This window comes from Dyadobacter sp. 32 (assembly GCF_902506755.1).
GTDB lineage: Bacteria > Bacteroidota > Bacteroidia > Cytophagales > Spirosomataceae > Dyadobacter.
In genome coordinates this window covers 5,086,868-5,106,543 of record NZ_LR735258.1, presented here as the reverse complement: position 1 = coordinate 5,106,543, position 19,676 = coordinate 5,086,868, and the positions used below count along the sequence as shown (strand labels likewise).

Below are 19,676 nucleotides of genomic sequence, written 5' to 3'. Positions count from 1 at the left end.
GTCATCATGAAAATCCTTCACACAGCAGACTGGCATATTGGAAAAAGGCTGGATAATTACTCCAGAATGGAAGAGCAACGGCATGTTCTGTCCGAAATATGCGAAATAGCAGAACTGGAAAATGTTGATGCAGTGATCGTTGCCGGCGATTTGTTCGACAACTTCAATCCTTCTTCCGAAGCAACAGAATTATTATACTCCACCTTACACCGGCTGTCGGCCAATGGCTGCCGTGCGGTTGTGGCCATTGCCGGGAACCACGATTCCCCGGAACGGATCCAGGTTCCCGATGCGCTGGCGAGAGTTTGCGGGATCATTTTCGTTGGCTTTCCCAATACGGAAGTCAGTAAGTTTTGCACACAGGGAAAAGTGGAAGTACTGCGTTCTGACAAGGGATTTATTGAATTAAGTCTGCCAAATACCAATTTCCCGCTGCGAATTATTCACACACCTTATGCTAATGAACAGCGATTAAAAACATTTTTGGGAATGGAAGATTCCGAAGATGCCCTGCGTGATCATTTACAGCATCACTGGCAAGAGCTTGCAGATCAATATCTGGACGACAAGGGCTTCAACCTTCTCGCCACACACTTGTATGTCATGAAAAAAGGCGATCCCAATCCCGAAGAAGAACCGGAAGAAGAACGACCGATCCTTCACATCGGAGGTGCGCAGGCCATTTACACCGAAAACTTTCCAAAACAGGTTCACTACGTAGCGCTTGGGCACTTACACCGCTACCACCGGGTAGACAAGAACCCGACCGTCGTTTACTCCAGCAGCCCGCTTGCTTATAGCTTTTCGGAAGCCAATCAAAGCAAATATGTGATTCTCATTGAGGCAGAAATGGGAAAGTTAGCCAGTTACCGGGCCGTTGAGCTTAAAAGCGGGAAAAGGTTGAAACGAGGTAAGTTCAACAGCATCGACGACGCCATAACCTGGCTTCAGGAGTTTCCTGACGATCTGGTTGAACTCACCATCATTTCGGATAACTACCTGGAAGCGGCCGATAAAAAAAGGTTAAATGAGGCGCATTACGGAATTGTGCAGATCATTCCGCAGATCAAACGCATCAACGAAAATGAAACCGCTGCGGAAATTGACCTTACGCTGAGTGTGGAAAAACTTTTTCAGGAGTACTTCAAAAGTAAAAACAAAGGACAAGAGCCTTCTGAGGGGCTGATGGAGGTTTTGAGGGAGGTTTTGGGGACGGAGGAGGAAAGTTGATTACCTTTCCAGCCACTTCATCCACGCTGCCACTACCAGATCCCCCTGATAAGTTTTATCAATAATCCTGATGAATAACGAAAGGCGAAATGACCAATTACTCAAAAAATCTTACTATAAATGGGTCTTTACACAACATTTACAAAATCGTAGTTAAGAACAAAACCGTGAAAATTGTTTGTCACGTTCTTCCAATTGTGAATCAATAGTTCCCAATATCTGCCCTTTGGAATAGTACGCCACTGATCCATATCGCCACGTTCCAACACACGCTCAATCAAAATCTTATACGATTTATCAAAATTGAAATTCTCGTAATCGAACTCCCAAAGAAGTCGGGCTGTTATATTAGGTCTTTCCCTTTTCTTCATACAAATTAACTTCAAAGTAAATTTACAATCAAGAACCTCAATAACCATAAAAGCAAAAAAAGCAGACAAACTTCTCGTTTGCCTGCCACGTATAATTTAGAAGAATATCGCGTACCTGCCGGTTAACTAATCATGATTATTTCCTGACAAATTCTGAAGGCATCATAACCTTGTCAAAAAAAAATAGAATTTAGCTCGCTCTTCTCAATTTTGCCTCAATAGTCTGCTGTGTGTGAGGAACAATCCGTAAACGCTCCTTCGGAATCAGCTTTCCAGTGTCGATACATACCCCGTAAGTCCCGTTTTTGATCCTTACCAGAGCATTTTCAAGTTGTATGGAATATTTCTGCAAACGGGCTGCAAGCTGGCTTAGGTTTTCACGCTCGCTGGCATCGGCTCCATCTTCAATCGACTTGGCAGTACTGGCTGTATTGTCCGTTCCGCTGTCGTTCTTCTTGCTCAAACCTCCTTTAATATAATTAAGCTCACTCATGGTAGCCTCCAGTTTACCCAGGATCAACTCTTCAAATTCCCTTAGTTCCTCCGACGAATATCTAGTCTTTTCTTCTTGCATAATCTTAACTGATTTGTAAATCTGTATTAAGGAGCGTTTCAAAACACAAAAGTAGTAGTATTAAATCTATTTGAGAACTTTAATTTGGTAAAAAACCAAAATTCAGAGGATTTAACTAAATACTTTCAAAAAAAGCAAATTTTCTAAAAGTCGTAAAGAAAGAAAGCCATATCCTTTGAGGAAATGGCTTTCTTTCGGGGGCTATTTATACATCACTGCCTTAACGGCCTCAACTACCCTTTTAACACTCGGCAAAATCTCTTCGATCAGTGTTGGCGCATAGGGTAAAGGCACATCCCGATTCGTTACACGGATCACGGGCGCGTCCATATAATCGAATGCATGACGCTGGATGTGATAGGTTATTTCGGTTGAAATCGATGCAAGTGGCCACGCCTCTTCAACGACAACACATCGATTCGTCTTTTTTACTGATTCGATAACAGCAGGATAGTCGATGGGCCGAACTGTTCGCAGGTCCACCACCTCAACATCAATACCTTCTTTCTCAAGCTGCAGTACAGCTGGCATTACCACCCGTGGAATCATTTTACCAAAAGAAACAATGGTAACATGCTTTCCTACGCGTTTAACATCCGCTTTTCCCAGTGGAATCAGATATTCTTCTTCGGGAACCTGCATTTTATCTCCGTACATCACTTCCGATTCCATGAAAATTACCGGATTATTATCCCGGATCGACGATTTCAGGAGCCCTTTTGCATCGTAAGGATTGGAAGGTACTACCACTTTCAAACCAGGCGTGTTGGCAAACCAGTTTTCGAAATTCTGAGAATGCTGCGCTCCCAGCTGTCCTGCGTTACCCGTTGGTCCACGAAAAACAATGGGACACCCGTACTGTCCCGCAGACATGGAAAGTATTTTAGCCGCACTGTTGATGATCTGATCGATCGCAACCAGTGAGAAATTAAATGTCATGAATTCCACGATCGGACGAAGTCCGTTACCCGCTGCACCTACCGCTATCCCGGCAAATCCAAGTTCAGCAATCGGGGTATCAATAACGCGCTCAGGACCAAATTCGTCCAGCATTCCCTGGCTCGCTTTATAGGCACCATTGTATTCTGCAACTTCCTCACCCATCAGGAAAATACTTTTGTCCAAGCGCATCTCTTCCGACATGGCGTCGCGAATGGCATCTCTAAATGCTAATTCTTTCATCCGTAATTTTATGATTATTTAATTCAAGATGGAACAAATTATAATTACAGGAGTTAGCTGCCTCACTACAAAAGTTCACATCAAATAATGTTCCCTATACTGATTTCAAACGATTGGGTAAAATTAGAGAATCAGGGCCAATTCTCAAATTCTTTCAAGGAACCATTCCGTTAAATATACCAGCGACTTCGCGTTTTATCCATTAATCAAGAGGAATTACATCCACCTCGACTTTGAGTGTGTGTTTGCCGTAGCTAAAAATAATTCCCTTCAGTGGCGGCACGTCACTGTAATCTCTCCCCCACGCGGTAGTAATATGCCTTTCTCCCGGCACTACGTTGTTGGTCGGATCAAAATCGCACCAGCCATAATCGGGCACGAAAACCGAAATCCAGGCATGAGACGCATCGGATCCCTGTAATTTCGTTTTGCCCTTAGGTGGCAGCGTTTCCAGATAGCCGCTCACATACCGGGCAGCAAATCCAAAACTTCGGAGGCAGGCAATGGCCAGATGTGAAAAATCCTGACAAACTCCTTTTTTTGCAGCAAGTACCTCCTTAATCGGCGTGTGTATGGTTGTGAAATCCGAAACAAAATCGAATTCCGTAAATATTTTCCGGCTCAACGCCTCCACACATTCATACAGCGGCCGATCATCCTGAAAGCAATCCTGCGCATAATCCCGGATCTCCTGATCCCAACGCACCAGCGGGCTGGGCAGGGTGTATTCCAATAAGGAAATTTTCAGGGAACGATCCAGCAAAAAGCGCTCTCTGGCCTCCGCGCAGGTAACTTGCGAAAGCGTAAGCGGGGAGCCTGTCGTTTCCGTCAGGCACTCCACGATGCCGGATGTTAAAACAGTAAGCGTTTTGTGGGATGTGTGCAGTGAAAAATAATGGGTGATATTTCCATAAAAATCGAGGCGTTCGACAATCTCCGACGGTTCGGGAAAAACCTTAATGGTAAAATCCTGGCACAGTTGCTTAGGCAACGAACGCGGCGTGAGACAAAGCAGGCTGTGATAATTATTCACAGGCTCCTCATATTTATACTCGGTTTTATGGATCAGTCTATATTTCATCCGTATCTGGGGGTGTAATGAGCGAGTGCTGCATGATGGTATGGCTGAAATACATATTGGTCATTGTAAGCGAAACCGCCGAAATCAAACCGGAAACCTGAGAGAAAAGCTTGAATAACCCCTCCCTTTCCATTTCCTCATTGCATTTGCTCAGATCTGTAATATTGGCAAGCTTTACCAATGTAGAGGCTTCAAGCACTGCCTTCTGCGCTTCATTGAGTCTTTCGCCTCGTGTGGTGCCAGGTAGCTTACCAAGATTTTTCTTCAGTTCGTCCAGCATATACACCAACGAAAAGGGCAACGCTTTTTCGAATAAAACCATGTCCAGCATGGCCTCAATGCTCATTTGAGATTTATAGATCTGCCGGTAATTCACAAGCAGGTTGTGATTGATCAGGGTAGCTTCTATCAATTCATTCTCAACACTTTCTGCATTTTTGTCGCCAAAATTGGACTGCAGTACGCTGATCCTGGACAAAATGCGCTCAATCAGTTTACCTGTTTCCAACAATAAATAACCGTTATCGCGGGGCATGCTCTCGCTAATGACCCCCAGGAAGGTGAACATGTTGTGGTACAGTCCTTCGAGCGTTTTCTGAATGTTATTGCTATTCATCGAGGATGCATTCCGGATCTCCTGGTAACCATTATCGATCAGGTCGATGATACGCCATATTTCCAAGTCCCATTGGTTACGTACCGCTGAAACAGAATGTAAAAAGGATCCTACATTAGATGCAATCGTCCCCGGTCTGTAGGTATTGGAAATAAGATCTATAATCTCGGGATAAGGATCCCGGATCAGGTCATCTTCCTCAATAAAACCAGGATAGGTAGAAGTAAGGTGCGTCAATGACTGAAGCAGGTACTTGATATGCTCCTGCTTGGCTGAACCTCCAAAATTCCGGTCAAGATTAAGCACATTAATTGTAATGTTCATAAACTTGATCACAGACATGGTACGTTCACAGTAGCGACCTATCCAAAAAAGGTTTTCGGCACTCCGGCTTGGCAGGGATGGATGCTTATTCACATTTCCGCCTGCATGCACCACTATTTTCTCAGGAACATTTTCCGTTTTGTCCGAAACGATCCAGGTATCTTTGGAAAGACCACCATACTGGTTTGAAATGACAAACCGATCCTTGACCGGAGAACTTCGGGTAAGACCACCCTGCATGACATGATATCCATGCTCGTCGGAAACCAGAAATGCCCTTAAAGAAGCATATCTGGGCTCAATATTGCCGTCGACAAGGGATGGCGTGGTGGAAAGGCTTACCTCTTCCTGCGCAATATACTCGTGCGGATGTTTGCTGATCATGCGCACCAGGCTGTCCTTATCTGCCGCATTCAGAAGTCTCCCGTAGATTGAACGGAATTTAGACCTCCGGTTTGCTTTTTTGATGATCAGCTTATCCATATTGCCGATCACAAAATGTAATTCTCTGGCGTGCCCGCACCACCAGGTGGCCACCGAGGGCATCATCAGATCCTGACCTAAAAAATACCTCGAAATATTATTCATGAAAGCGAGGAAAGCATGATTTTCCAGCACGCTTGTCCCAGGCGGGTTGAGCACCTGAACGTTCCCCATCCTGATCGCCTGCAGCAATCCCGGAACGCCCAGCCTAGAATCTTCACGAAGCTCCAAGGGGTCACTCCAATCATCGTCAATCCGGCGAACGATGACATCTACTTTTTGCAGCCCATCAATGGATTTCAAATACACGCAACCGTTTCGCACCATGAGGTCGTCTCCCTGAGCAAGTGTATAGCCCAGATAGGATGCCAGATAGGCGTGCTCAAAGTACGCTTCATTACTCGGACCGGGTGTCAGGTACACGATATTGGGCGCATCCTTGCTCCGATCGGCAAGCCTGAGTACGGTATTCTGAAGGCTATTGAAATATGGCGACAATTTACTTACATACATGCCGTCGGCCAGTTCGGGAATGAGCTTACTCATCACGATCCGGTTCTCGAGGGTATACCCCGAACCCGAAGGAGCCTGCGTACGGTTATCGAGCACCCACATCTGACCGTCCGGCCCCCGTGCCAGATCGGCTGCGTACAAGGCGAGCTGCCTCGTTCCCGGCAATTTCACATCGATGGCAGGCCTACAAAACCCCGAATTGTCAAATACAAGTTCGGCGGGAATGATCGCATCTTTTACAAGATTTCTCGGCCCATAAATATCTCGGTGAATAAGATCCAGCAATAGCGCACGCTGCTGAAGACCTTTGGCAATTCCATTCCATTCCTTTTGCTCAATCAGAAAAGGGATCGGGTCTAGCTGCCAGGGACGGTTCATCCCATCGGGTCCATCGTATACATTGTATGTGACGCCGTTCTCACGGAGCTTACTGATAATCTCCTGATTCCTGTTTTTCAGTTCATCGATACCAAGCTTCTCAAGTGTATCAAAAAGTGCCTTCCAGTGCGGTTTGACCTTTCCGTTTACATCCAGAACTTCATCATAGGAATTGAGTCCGCTTTGATAAGACTGTAAAAGATTCACTGAGGCATCGGTAAGCATAAAAAATAACTAAAAGTATTCAGGGTTTACATACTGGTCAATGGCATTCTGTTTATTTAGAATGCCAGTATTTCCTTAAATCCAGTGTATTGGGATACTCCGGATTGATCAATTCTATGGGTGTATCCATTTTCATTTCTTTTTTTGTTTCGGCTATAAACCTGGAAACACTGCCTGTGTTTTTTTCCAAAATCGGCACCTCCTGCCGTGACGATGGTGTGTGTCCAAAGCCCTGGAAAAGGCTGATCTTCCTCGATTCGGCTTCAAAACTATTGACCGGATAGGTATCAAAACTCCTTCCGCCCGGATGTGACACAAAATAGGTACAGCCGCCCAATATACGGTTATTCCAGGTATCCACAATGTCGAAAACCAATGGCGCATCGGCACCGATGGTAGGATGTAATGCAGATGGCGGATTCCATGCTTTGTAACGGATGCCTGCAACATATTCTCCCTTGATCCCTGAATTGCGCAAAGGCACCCTGCATCCATTACACACCAGAATGTGCCTGCCTTCCACAAAGCCACTGACTTTCACCTGTAATCTTTCCAGCGAAGAGTCTACAAACCGGGCCGTTCCCGAATTGGACAATTCCTCTCCCAGCACATGCCAGGGTTCAATGCCGAGCCGTAAATCCAGCTGGATATTGTCAACCGTAATGCCGCCATAATGCGGAAAACGAAACTCGAAGAAAGGATCAAACCAGGAAATATCGAAATTGTATCCGGCACTTTTCAGATCATTGACCACATCGATCATATCCAGGTATGCAAAATGCGGCAACAGGAAACGATCGTGCAATTCGGTGCCCCACCTGATCAACTTATGCTTGTAAGGCTCTTTCCAGAACTTGGCGATCAGCGCGCGTACGAGCAAGGTTTGCACCAGGTTCATGTGCTTATGCGGTGGCATATCAAATGCCCTGAATTCCAGAATACCCAGCCGCCCTGTCGACGAATCAGGCGAATACAGCTTATCCATGCAAAACTCCGAGCGGTGGGTATTCCCGGTGATATCCACGAGCAGATTCCTGAATATCCTGTCCACCATCCAGAAAGGAACATCTCCTCCCTCCGGAATTTGCTCGAAGGCTAGTTCCACTTCGTACAAGCGCTCATCACGCCCTTCATCGATACGCGGAGCCTGGCTAGTCGGGCCAATGAAAGGACCAGCGAATAAGTAACTCAGTGCGGGGTGATGCTGCCAGTAGGTGAGCAAACTTCTTAACAAATCGGGACGGCGCAGGATGGGACTGTCGGCAGGTTTTGCACCACCGATGGTCACATGATTTCCACCGCCGGTTCCGGTATGGCGTCCGTCGACCATGAATTTATCGGTTCCCAAACGAGAGAAAAATGCCTCCTCGTAAAGCGCACTGATGTTATCTACCAACTCCTGCCAGTTTTTGGCAGGATGGATGTTCACTTCAATGACCCCGGGATCGGGTGTAACGATCAGTTTTTGAACACGGCTATCGGATGGCGCCGCGTAGCCTTCAATCCTTACCGGCATCTCCAGCTTTTCCGCAGTTGCCTCTATGGATGCCATGAGGTCAAGGTAATGCTCCAGGTAATCGGTGGGTGGAAGGTATACGTAAATGATCCCGTCACGCTCCTCGACACACAGGGCTGTTTTGATAATGGGAATGTCAAAAAGCAGCGCATCCTCCTTTTCCGCTACGTCCTTTTTGTCTTCTTCATCATCTGCGGGTACCACATTCAGCGGGGCCACGTAGGCAGGTGCTACCGTTCCATAACGTCCCTCTACCAATGATTTATAATCTTTCAAAGGTGGTAAATCTTCAAACGGACTCCGCTCAACCGGTTGCTCCCGCCGTTCTTTGGCTATCTCCGGAAGTGATTTCAAGGGGAGCCGGAAGCCGATTGCAGAGTTTCCGGGAATCAGAAAGCAATGCGCACGACGAAACTGCCAGGCACTGCTCGACCAGTGTTTCCCTTTCTCATTCCATTTTACAGGCAACACGAATCCCGCCGGATTGTTTAAGCCCTTTTCCAGAAGCCTGGCCAAGGTTCTCCGCTCAATGGAATCTTTGAGATTGACCTTCAACGGATCAATATTCACCGGCAGTTTCCCCTCCTCCATGGCCCAGTAAATAGGATCCTCGTAGGCCGGTGTAATATTATTGGTGTCGATGCCGAGATACTTTGTCAACTCGGTCGTAAACAATTCGGCGCCTTTAAATGTGTATTTTGGCCCGTCCTCTTTCGCAACCAGTGCATCATTTCGCCACATGGGTACACCGTCGTTTCTCCAGTAAAGCGCATATTGCCAACGTGGAAACGGCTCCCCCGGATACCATTTGCCCTGGCCAAAATGGAGTAAGCCGCCATGCGCAAAGCGATTTTTCAGCCGGAGTGCCAGATCATAAGCTAGTTGCCTTTTCAAAGGCCCATCCGCAGCCGTGATCCATTCAGGTGACTCGAAATCATCAATAGAGATAAATGTCGGTTCTCCTCCCATCGTCAGGCGAACATCACCATCCTGTAAATCCTTTTCCACATCATGTCCCACCTGCATCACAGAAGCCCATTGATCTTCGGTGTATGGCTTGGTAACGCGCGGATCTTCGTGTATCCGAAAAACTTTGTTATCAAATTCAAAACTCACCTCGCAAATATCTGTTGCACCGGATACCGGTGCCGCACTGGCGTAGTCGGGTGTACAGCAAAGGGGGATGTGCCCTTCACTGGCAAAAAGCCCGGAAGTAGCATCCAGGCCAATCCAGCCCGCACCCGGCACGTAGGCTTCGGCCCAGGCGTGTAAATCTGTAAAATCTTCTTCGGGCCCCGACGGACCGTCCAGAGACTTGATGTCGGATGTGAGCTGCACCAGATATCCTGAAACAAAACGGGCAGCAATGCCCAAATGCCGCAATACCTGGACAAACATCCAGGCCGAATCCCGACAGGAGCCACTTTTGATGGCCAAAGTATCCTCACAAGACTGCACACCCACTTCCATCCGGATATTATAACCGATCGAATTGAAAATCGCCTGATTCAGATGCACCAGAAAATCCACAATCTTAATGCCATCCGCGGGCCGGTTATTTGCGATCCACTCCATAAGCTGCGGGCCCGCTTCCCTGGGTTCAAGATATGGCCCCAGTTCCTTTTTCAAACCCTCTTCATAGGCGAATGGAAAACTTTCGGCATACTCCTCCACAAAAAAGTCGAACGGATTGATAACCTGCAACCGGGCGATCACCTCCACTTCAATACTCAGCTCCGTAGCCTTCTCGGGAAACACGACCCTCGCCTGATAATTGCCAAAAGGGTCCTGCTGCCAATTGATAAAATGGTTCTCTGGTTTTATTTTAAAAGAATAGCCTTCGATGGCCGTACGTGAATGCGGTGCGGGTCTCAGCCGAAATATATGCGGGGATAATGAAACACTCCGGTCAAATTTATATTTGGTTTTGTGGGAAATAGCAACTTTTATAGCCATAGTTGGAGTATTACAATAATCTTAGATAATTTGGCAGTGTACAATTTTTTGGATCCTAAAAAAATGTATAATAGTTATTTTTCAAAATATATCCTTACAATTATTCTATAATACAAAATAACATTAAGCTGCATTTCAAATAGTCACATCCTGCATGCCTTCCCAGGCATTTGCCTGCAAGGTATAATTTTTAACGTGCCCTTCCCCTAATTCATTCCATGCAGTGCAAAGCAATTCCGTTTTCCCCGCATACAATGTCCGTAAAAGTTGCGTAATTCGCTTAACACATCAATTACCAACTCCTTAATCTAAGAAATGAAAATTGCAATCATTGGCTGCGGCAACATGGGTATGGCTTTCGCCCGGGCGTTCCTGAAATTTGATCTTGTAAAAAAAGAAGACTTCCTGCTGGTGGAGAAAAGTGAAGACCGGACCGAAAAGCTCAGCAGCTTTCAACCCGGCGTGATCACAGGCGTAATTGCCCCGCAGGTGGGCGAGTATGACCTCATTATACTTTCCGTGAAGCCACAGGATTTTCTTTCCGTATCCGAATCACTGCGTGAGGTAATTACCGAAAAGCAGGTTGTACTGTCCATCATGGCAGGGATTACCATCGAAATGATTCAAAAGAACCTGAACCATAAACCAGTCATCCGCGCCATGCCCAACACGCCTGCTATGCTCGGAATGGGCATTACAGCGTATTCGGCTTCTCCGGAGGTAGAAATAAATCAGCTGCGCAAAATAGAAAACCTGATCAACGCCACCGGACGTTCTGTGTTTTTGGAAGATGAAGAACAACTCAATGCCGTTACTGCATTGAGCGGCAGCGGGCCTGCCTATTTCTTTTATGTTGTAAAAGCCATGATCGACGCCGGCAAACAAATGGGCTTCGAAGAATCCGTAGCGGCCTTGCTTGTGAAACAAACCATGCTGGGCTCTTACCACCTGATCAACACCGCCGACAAATCGCTGGACGACCTGATCAAAGCCGTTGCCTCCAAAGGCGGCACAACGGAAGCAGCGTTACGCCAGTTTGAAGCCGGGCACCTGGATGAAACTTTGAAAGATGGCATTATTGCGGCACAGGTGAGGTCGGCGGAGTTGTCGAAGGGGTGATTAATGCTATTGCCAATATTACATTTAGACTCGCCACAATCTAAGCACACCAAAAACGTACTACATATTATTCATATATTACAATGTTAGTGGCAACCTCATGACGACAGTAATCGACAAGAAATATCGCAAAGAAAAACTTCTTGACTGGGAACGTAAAAGTTTGACAGACAAGTTTTCAATATTTTCGTTTTCTAAAAAATCTACTTGGGCGACAGTTGGACTAACTACTCTTGGACTATGTGTTTTTGGATTCATTGTTCCATTTATTGCACCTCGTTACGGCTGGGGTAACTGGACACCAGCAACGACAAGTGACGAATACCAATATAGATTGACAAACTTTTGGATTTCAGTTCCAATAATGATATTTTCTGTGTTTGCTTACGTCAACATCTGTAATAAAATAGACCTTGTACTTGGGATAAAACGTACAGCAAACTTCAAAGTAACGGAGGTACTTAACGTCGGGGTAATTAAAATATTATTTATGAATGGGTGGCGACCATTTAGCATCAAAGCAAGACAACCTTACTTTAAATCAGCAATTCCTAGACAAATAATTACGATTAAAAGAACAGGAACATTTAGACTTATAGATTATTACATTCGTGACGAAAAAACATACAATGACGAACAAGAAAGAAAGCTAGCCACTAACATAGCAGCTACCCAAAAGGCGGAGTTTCGTGTTCCAAAGTCAGTTTTGTGGTTAAACAGACATTAGTTTTTCAAATCAAATTTTGTGGTAAAAGTCCCGACCTTCGAATAGCTGCAAACCATTACCTCTCATTATAAAGCGCCACAAATCAGATCACCGACAGAGATTAACAATTTAGAAAACTGTAATTTGACAAAGTAAAAAACATAAGGACCATGGACGTTAGATTTGAAGCAGGAATAAACATTGCAATAAAAGTTCCGAAGAGTAAGTACGACAAAACGGTTGCGTTTTATAGAGATGTTTTGAAATTGGAAGTTGAAGAAAAACCTATTGACAATCCAACAATTTCCAGAACCCACGAAGTCAAATTTGGCGCCAATATTATTTGGTTAGACTGTGTTGACAATTACACCCATTCAGAAACTTGGCTACAACTAACCGTTCCAGACATCGAAGAAGCGACAAATTATCTGCAATCAAACGGAGTAGAAACTTGTGACGAACTTGAAGAACTTCCGAAAAATATGCATTGGATACAAGATCCGGCAGGCACAGTATTCAACCTGCAACCCCGATAAACAAAGTAAGCAATGCCAATGTGTTGCAAATTTTACCAACAGGAATTCTATTGAAGTGACGGCCGGCCCGTTTTGCGGTAAAATCCGCCACATCGCCAAACCGATAACCGCCTGTCGGCGATGATTACAACAGAAAACATCAACCCAACAGAAAATTGGAAGCCGAAAAACCACTGGTAAACAAAAAATATTTGCTTGAAAAGTATCCGGGGAAAGGTGGCTGGACCTATGCTGCTATTCCCGAAGTATTGCAAGACAAACATGCACCTTTTGGTTGGGTCAAAGTAAAGGGACGCATTGATGAATTTGAGATTAAGAATTACAAGCTGATGCCGATGGGTAACGGAAAACTATTTTTACCTGTGAAAGCGGACATCAGAAAGAGAATAGGAAAGCAAGAAGGCGATTGGGTTAGTGTAATTTTATATGCCGACAACGCGCCGACAGACATCCCGGACGAATTTCTGGATTGCTTAAAGGAAGAGCCAATTGCTCACAAAACATTTTTGAACTATACGGACAGACAACAAAAACAGATTATTGAATGGATTTATTCAGCCAAAACAGACGACACGAAAGTCCGGAGAATTGCAGAGACACTGGACAAACTGTTAAAAGAAGAAAAATATAGAGGCGAAAAATGATGCGCGCTAAAAAATACAGAAATTGCTTTTGGAGGAAAATTAATCCGGGACATACTAAAGGCGGGCTCTAATATCCTTGATTCAGACAACGCTCATCTAGTTGACGCCATACCCCAAAACGAGTGTAAAATTTACGCTCATCAACGATACGCGTGTAAATTATGGATGTTTTTACTCTCGTATTATAAACAAGAGTAAAACCTACTCTCGAAGAAATGAGCAAATTTGACAAAAACTTGCCTCACAACGACTGACCCCTGCTACCACCAAAAGCAGATATTGAAACGAAAAATATACTCCGTAAAGCCAGATCGGCAGAAGAAAAGTTATACCCGAATCAGCAACTCCTGAAAATATTGGAAGAAAAATAGCGCCTGACCTGTTTTAAGGAAAGAATTTTGTTCATACGCTTCTTCAAATCAACCATCCAAGCACCAAATATACACAAACGGCCAGGTAATCAGAACAGGCCTCTCAACCCCTGTCAAAAAAATTTTTTTTGCAAACATTTTGGCCCTTCGAGACTATTAACTTATTAGTTTTCAGCATACTGTAAATTATCATTGCAAACATTTTTGAAATGCTACCGATCAGAGTTAATAAATTATTAATTTTGATCCCTTCAAAAACACCAAATTACACGTACCATCACACCACATGGAAGTCACCAATCCCCTACCAACCGATCATACTTACACCAGCGATGAAGCGTATCAGGCTTCGGTTCAATACTTTAAAGGAGACGAACTTGCCGCACGCGTTTGGGTAAATAAATATGCCCTCAAGGATTCTTATGGAGCCATCTACGAAGCAACACCGGATGACATGCACCGACGCATCGCAAAGGAAATTGCAAGGATCGAAACGCGCTATCCAAATCCATTCAGCGAAGACGAAATATTTGATCTGATCAAAGATTTTAAATACATCATTCCGCAGGGAAGCCCGATGACCGGTATTGGTAATCCCTTCCAGATTGCATCGCTGTCCAACTGCTTTGTGATTGGCAACGGCTCTGCCGCCGACTCCTATGGCGGGATCATGAAGGTGGATCAGGAGCAGGTGCAGCTCATGAAGCGGCGCGGTGGTGTTGGACATGACCTGTCGCATATCCGTCCGAAAGGCTCACCTGTTAAAAATTCGGCTTTAACGTCCACCGGCATTGTTCCTTTTATGGAGCGCTATTCCAATTCTACACGGGAAGTGGCGCAGGATGGTCGCCGTGGTGCCCTGATGCTTTCTGTGGCAATCAAACATCCCGATTCGGAAAACTTTATTGACGCTAAAATGGAATCGGGAAAGGTAACCGGTGCCAACGTTTCTGTAAGGATCGACGATGCATTTATGCAAGCCGTGGAGTCGAATAGCGCCTACAGGCAGCAATACCCGGTCAATAGTGCAACGCCAACCTACCAAAAGGAAATTGACGCAAGCACACTCTGGAAAAAAATTGTACACAATGCATGGCGTTCGGCCGAGCCGGGAATTTTGTTCTGGGATACCATCATTCGGGAATCTGTTCCCGATTGTTATGCCGACCTCGGTTACGAAACTGTTTCTACCAATCCATGCGGCGAGATCCCTTTGTGCCCATACGATTCCTGCCGTTTGCTGGCGATCAATCTGTTCTCCTATGTAGAAAATCCGTTCACCAAAGAAGCTGCATTCAATTGGGCCTTGTTCAAAAAGCATATTGCAGCGGCGCAACGGATGATGGACGATATCATTGACCTGGAATTGGAAAAGATTGACGCGATCCTTCAAAAAATTGATGAAGATCCGGAAGATGCCGAAATTAAGCGAACCGAACGTAATCTCTGGCTAAACATCCAGACCAAGGCCAACGAAGGAAGAAGAACCGGTATTGGGATCACCGCAGAAGGCGATATGCTTGCAGCACTGGGATTGCGGTACGGTAGTGAAGAAGGGACTGAATTCTCTGTTGAAATCCATAAAACGGTGGCCTTAGAAGCTTACAGAGCTTCTGTCCATACCGCAAAGGAACGTGGAGCTTTTGCTATTTTTGACTCAGAAAGAGAGAAAAACAACCCATTCATTCTACGCCTGAAAGAGGCTGATGCGCAGCTTTATTATGAAATGCTGGAATACGGCAGAAGAAATATCGCATTGCTGACCATCGCCCCTACCGGCACCACCAGTCTGATGTCACAAACCAGTTCGGGCATCGAGCCAGTTTTCATGCCTGTTTATAAAAGACGGAGAAAAGTGAATCCGAACGATAAGGATGTTCGTGTGGATTTTGTGGACGAAGTAGGCGATTCGTGGGAGGAGTATATTGTTTTCCACCACCGTTTCAAGCAGTGGATGGAGATTAATGGCTATGACACAACGATCAATTACTCCGAAAAAGACCTGGAAGATATCGTAAAAAAATCACCTTATTACAAGGCTACCTCCAATGATGTAAATTATCTGAACAAGGTAAAAATGCAGGGTGCCATCCAGAAATGGGTGGATCACTCGATCAGCGTAACCATCAACATGCCGCATGACGTAACGGAGGAATTGGTTGGTGAATGCTACATGGAAGCCTGGAAAGCAGGATGCAAAGGCGTTACCGTATATCGTGATGGCTCCCGGTCGGGTGTTCTTATTTCTGCGGATGATAAGCAAAAGGAACCCGAAATAGTGGTGAATACACCATTCCCGACCATCAGACCACAGGTTCTGGAGGCAGATGTGGTTCGTTTTCAAAATAAAAAAGACAAATGGATTGCTTTCATAGGGAGAATTGATGATCGTCCGTATGAAATTTTCACGGGTTTTGCAGATGATGAAGATGGCATTCTTATCCCACGATGGGTTGACGAAGGCTTGATCATCAAAAACCGTGAAGCCGATGGTAGTTCCCGCTACGATTTCCAATACAAGAACACCCGAGGCTATAAAACAACCATTGAGGGGCTATCCCAAAAGTTTAACCCCGAATATTGGAATTACGCCAAGCTGATCTCAAGTACGCTGCGTCATGGAATGCCGATTGAAAAGGTAGTGGATCTGATCAGTAGCTTACAACTGGATGAATCCATCAATACCTGGAAAAATGGGGTTGCACGTGCGCTGAAACGTTACGTACCCGACGGCACGGAGGTGAAAAAGCAAATGTGCCAGAATTGCAATTCCACCAATCTGATGTATCAGGAAGGATGCCTAACTTGCAAGGATTGCGGGTCTTCGAAGTGTGGGTAAGTTTTGAACGAAGTCAGATTCAAATTAGAGAAGTCAACTTTTGAAAAGTTGACTTCTCTAAAAAATATCAGATAGCTTCACTTCCAATCCCGGAAGCACATCTCCACCTGAAAGACTTTCCGAAAATGCTTTTGCTTCCTGGTCTTGTCCAGGAATAAAAATATAGGTTATCTTCTTTTTAGGATCAATAAGCCAACCCAGACGGACACCATTCGCCAGCCATTTCTCCATCTTATGTTCCATATCTTCCAGCTCATCCGATTCTGACATTAATTCAATGACAAAATCAGGACATACATGGGCGAACCTTTTGAGGTCGGAGGAAGAAATGGTAGCCAGACGTTCATTGGATATCCAGGCCACATCCGGAGCACGCATAGAGCTATCTGAAAGCGTATAACCTCCATTTGAATCAGAAACTCTGCCTAAGCGAGATGTAAGGTTCCAAGCGTATACCTTAAAATTAAGATCACTATTTCTGAAACTGGTTTCTATTCCGGTTGGTGGCATAATTACAATTTGTCCCTTTTCGTTTCGCTCAATACGCAATTCGGGGTTGGCCCGACAAAATGCATAAAGCTCTTCGTCAGAAAAAGTGTCTATTTGTGGAATATTGATAGCTAACCTCATAATACACGCCTCCTTTTCAAAATTACAGATTACCGCTAACGAATTTAACCCTAAAAACTTAATTCCTTCACATGCATACTTCTTTCACCTCGTCTCCTCTACAACACCTAAAAAGTTAAAAGGCGTAATGTGCCTTAATTCTTCACGGATGGCTTCGGAAACGTCGAGTGTTTCGATGAAACGTGAAATCGAATCATGTGTGATCTTTTCGTTGGTTCTCGTCAACTCTTTCAATGCTTCATAAGGTTTGGGGTAACCTTCACGGCGGAGGATGGTTTGTATTGCTTCCGACACCACGGCCCAGTTCTCCTCCAGCTCCGCCTTTAGTATATCGGAGTTCAGTTCCAATTTGCCCAAACCTTTCAGGCAGGAGTTCAAAGCAATGGCCAAGTGCGCCAGTGGTACGCCAATATTTCGGAGTACGGTAGAATCGGTCAGGTCTCGCTGCAAACGAGAAATTGGGAGCTTGGCTGCAAAATGTTCAAACAGAGCAGATGCAAGGCCCAGATTACCTTCGGAGTTTTCGAAATCGATCGGGTTAACCTTGTGTGGCATGGCGGATGACCCGATTTCCCCTGCTTTAATCTTCTGTTTGAAATAACCCATGGAGATGTAGGTCCACATATCCCGGTTAAGATCCGTAAGAATGGTATTGATCCTTTTCAGACAATCAAAAGTCGCGGCCAGATTGTCGTAGTGCTCGATCTGTGTAGTATGCCGGCTTCTTTTTAAACCCAAACCTTCAACAAAATGGTGGCCAAAAGCCATCCAATCCTGCTTGGGATAAGCTACATGGTGTGCATTGAAGTTGCCGGTGGCACCTCCAAATTTTGCTGAATGCGGTATTTTATCCAGCATTTCGAGTTGCCTTTCAAGTCGTTCCACAAAAACCAGGAACTCTTTGCCTACCCGGGTAGGCGAAGCAGGTTGTCCATGCGTGAATGCAAGCATGGGCACATCACGCCATTCTATTGACATACGCTTCAATACAAATAGTACCTGGCGAAATAATGGTTTGATCTGGCGTTCCAATGCATCTTTCAAAGAAAGCGGAATGGCGGTATTATTAATATCCTGTGAAGTAAGACCAAAATGGATAAACTCCTGATAGGACTCAATGCCCAGTTTTTCAAACTGCTCTTTGATAAAATACTCAACCGCTTTGACATCATGGTTGGTTACCTTCTCTATTTCCTTTATATGAAGCGCGTTTTCTTCATTGAAATTCTCGTAAATCCCTCTGAGCTGCGCATATAATTTTTTATCAAATTCGGATAGTTGTGGCAGCGGAATCTCGCATAGCGCGATGAAGTATTCTATTTCTATAAATACCCGGTAATAAATAAGGCCGTATTCCGAAAAGTAAGTGGACAGTTCAGATACCTGCTTGTAGTAACGGCCATCGACTGGCGAAATGGCCGTAAGTTGATTTAAAGACATGATTTACAACACAAAAGATAAGTTAAAGGACAAAGTTAGTAGAAATCGCCTTTGAAAAATGGTATATATAATACGAAATATTCTTTTTGGTATTTGTGGTAGATATTTTAAAACTATTCGCATATTCGTTTTTTAAACCTTAAACTTCCCGAACACAATGCAACCCTCACCTTTCATCGGCGAACTTGTCGGTACCATGGTTCTCATCCTCTTAGGCAACGGTGTGGTTGCTAATGTAGTCCTCAACAAAACAAAAGGGCAAAATGGAGGCTGGATCGTTATAACGGCGGGCTGGGGCTTTGCCGTGATGATCGGTGTATTTGTGGCCAATGCATTTGGAAGCGCAGCTGCACATCTGAACCCGGCTGTGACGGTTGGTTTTGCCGTTTTAAGACAGGATTACAGTTTGATCTCTACCTTTCTTCCCGCCCAGCTGATCGGCGCTTTTCTGGGGGCTGTTCTGGTTTACCTTCAGTATTTACCCCACTGGCGAGCCACAGAAGACCCGGGAGCCAAATTGGCATGCTTCGCAACCGATCCGGCCATTCGCTCCACAGGAGGTAATTTCATCAGTGAGTTCATCGCAACTGTTCTACTCATCATTGGCATCGTAGCCATTGGTTATGCGGGCACCTCTGACCCTGAAAAGGGAGGAATACCTTCGGGTGTTGCACCGTACCTGGTGGGCATGCTGGTGTGGAGCCTGGGGCTGTCCCTGGGTGGTACCACTGGCTATGCGATTAACCCCGTCCGTGACCTGGGTCCAAGGTTAGCCCATGCCCTTTTGCCCATCCCTGGAAAGGGTACATCGGATTGGGGTTATGGCTGGATACCCGTTGTTGCACCGATTGTGGGCGCCATCGTGGGTGGACTGTTGCTGCGGTTCTTCTATTTTTAATCCAGATTGATCAACATAATCCTACTTCAAAAAAACCTTAGGAA

General features: G+C 45.2%; 15 protein-coding genes. 7 read left to right on the top strand and 8 right to left on the bottom strand.

Annotated elements, in window-relative coordinates:
• The first annotated feature begins 6 nt into the window (after positions 1–6).
• Positions 7–1,230 carry an exonuclease subunit SbcD gene (locus DYADSP32_RS20885; protein ID WP_149240944.1) on the top strand — a complete coding sequence of 408 codons (1,224 nt, stop codon included), beginning with the start codon at positions 7–9 and terminating at the stop codon, positions 1,228–1,230.
• Between the two features lie 128 nt (positions 1,231–1,358).
• Here DYADSP32_RS20885 and DYADSP32_RS20880 read toward each other — a convergent pair whose 3' ends face one another.
• The 6 genes from DYADSP32_RS20880 to DYADSP32_RS20855 form a co-directional block, all read right to left on the bottom strand.
• A complete protein-coding gene (locus tag DYADSP32_RS20880) occupies positions 1,359–1,601 on the bottom strand; it encodes a DUF6922 domain-containing protein (RefSeq protein ID WP_149240945.1) in 243 nt (80 codons plus the stop codon).
• Positions 1,602–1,791: 190 nt separating this feature from the next.
• Positions 1,792–2,178 carry a TraR/DksA C4-type zinc finger protein gene (locus DYADSP32_RS20875; RefSeq protein WP_149244737.1) on the bottom strand — a complete coding sequence of 129 codons (387 nt, stop codon included), beginning with the start codon at positions 2,176–2,178 and terminating at the stop codon, positions 1,792–1,794.
• A 198-nt stretch (positions 2,179–2,376) separates the two neighbouring features.
• Positions 2,377–3,357 carry a pyruvate dehydrogenase complex E1 component subunit beta gene (locus tag DYADSP32_RS20870; RefSeq protein ID WP_149240946.1) on the bottom strand — a complete coding sequence of 327 codons (981 nt, stop codon included), beginning with the start codon at positions 3,355–3,357 and terminating at the stop codon, positions 2,377–2,379.
• 202 nt (positions 3,358–3,559) lie between these two features.
• A complete protein-coding gene (locus tag DYADSP32_RS20865) occupies positions 3,560–4,438 on the bottom strand; it encodes a transglutaminase-like domain-containing protein (protein WP_149240947.1) in 879 nt (292 codons plus the stop codon).
• Positions 4,428–6,959 carry a circularly permuted type 2 ATP-grasp protein gene (locus DYADSP32_RS20860; RefSeq protein ID WP_414617939.1) on the bottom strand — a complete coding sequence of 844 codons (2,532 nt, stop codon included), beginning with the start codon at positions 6,957–6,959 and terminating at the stop codon, positions 4,428–4,430. The genes DYADSP32_RS20865 and DYADSP32_RS20860 overlap by 11 nt, the downstream gene beginning before the upstream one ends.
• Positions 6,960–7,029: 70 nt before the next feature.
• Positions 7,030–10,449: a transglutaminase family protein gene (locus DYADSP32_RS20855; RefSeq protein ID WP_149240949.1), complete on the bottom strand. Its 3,420-nt coding sequence runs from the start codon at positions 10,447–10,449 to the stop codon at positions 7,030–7,032.
• 315 nt (positions 10,450–10,764) lie between these two features.
• On the opposite strand from DYADSP32_RS20855, the gene proC reads away from it, so the two are divergent.
• The 5 genes from proC (at position 10,765) to DYADSP32_RS20830 (ending at position 16,664) form a co-directional block, all read left to right on the top strand.
• Positions 10,765–11,568, top strand: coding sequence for a pyrroline-5-carboxylate reductase (gene proC / locus DYADSP32_RS20850; protein ID WP_149240950.1), 804 nt, complete (start codon positions 10,765–10,767; stop codon positions 11,566–11,568).
• Positions 11,569–11,668: 100 nt separating this feature from the next.
• Positions 11,669–12,295 (top strand): hypothetical protein, encoded by a 627-nt coding sequence (locus tag DYADSP32_RS20845; protein WP_149240951.1) that lies wholly within the window; start codon positions 11,669–11,671, stop codon positions 12,293–12,295.
• 149 nt (positions 12,296–12,444) lie between these two features.
• A complete protein-coding gene (locus tag DYADSP32_RS20840; RefSeq protein WP_149240952.1) occupies positions 12,445–12,810 on the top strand; it encodes a VOC family protein in 366 nt (121 codons plus the stop codon).
• A 155-nt stretch (positions 12,811–12,965) separates the two neighbouring features.
• The gene (locus tag DYADSP32_RS20835) at positions 12,966–13,454 is read left to right on the top strand and encodes a YdeI/OmpD-associated family protein (RefSeq protein ID WP_149240953.1); all 489 of its coding nucleotides are present in this window, start codon (positions 12,966–12,968) and stop codon (positions 13,452–13,454) included.
• Positions 13,455–14,111: 657 nt separating this feature from the next.
• Positions 14,112–16,664: an adenosylcobalamin-dependent ribonucleoside-diphosphate reductase gene (locus tag DYADSP32_RS20830; protein WP_149240954.1), complete on the top strand. Its 2,553-nt coding sequence runs from the start codon at positions 14,112–14,114 to the stop codon at positions 16,662–16,664.
• Positions 16,665–16,721: 57 nt separating this feature from the next.
• On the opposite strand, the gene DYADSP32_RS20825 is transcribed toward DYADSP32_RS20830, so the two are convergent.
• Positions 16,722–17,294, bottom strand: a complete 573-nt coding sequence (locus tag DYADSP32_RS20825; RefSeq protein WP_149240955.1) for a Uma2 family endonuclease — start codon at positions 17,292–17,294, stop codon at positions 16,722–16,724.
• An 84-nt stretch (positions 17,295–17,378) separates the two neighbouring features.
• Positions 17,379–18,734 (bottom strand): adenylosuccinate lyase, encoded by a 1,356-nt coding sequence (gene purB, locus DYADSP32_RS20820; protein WP_149240956.1) that lies wholly within the window; start codon positions 18,732–18,734, stop codon positions 17,379–17,381.
• 157 nt (positions 18,735–18,891) lie between these two features.
• On the opposite strand from purB, the gene DYADSP32_RS20815 reads away from it, so the two are divergent.
• Positions 18,892–19,632, top strand: a complete 741-nt coding sequence (locus DYADSP32_RS20815) for an MIP/aquaporin family protein (RefSeq protein ID WP_149240957.1) — start codon at positions 18,892–18,894, stop codon at positions 19,630–19,632.
• The last annotated feature ends 44 nt before the right edge of the window (positions 19,633–19,676 follow it).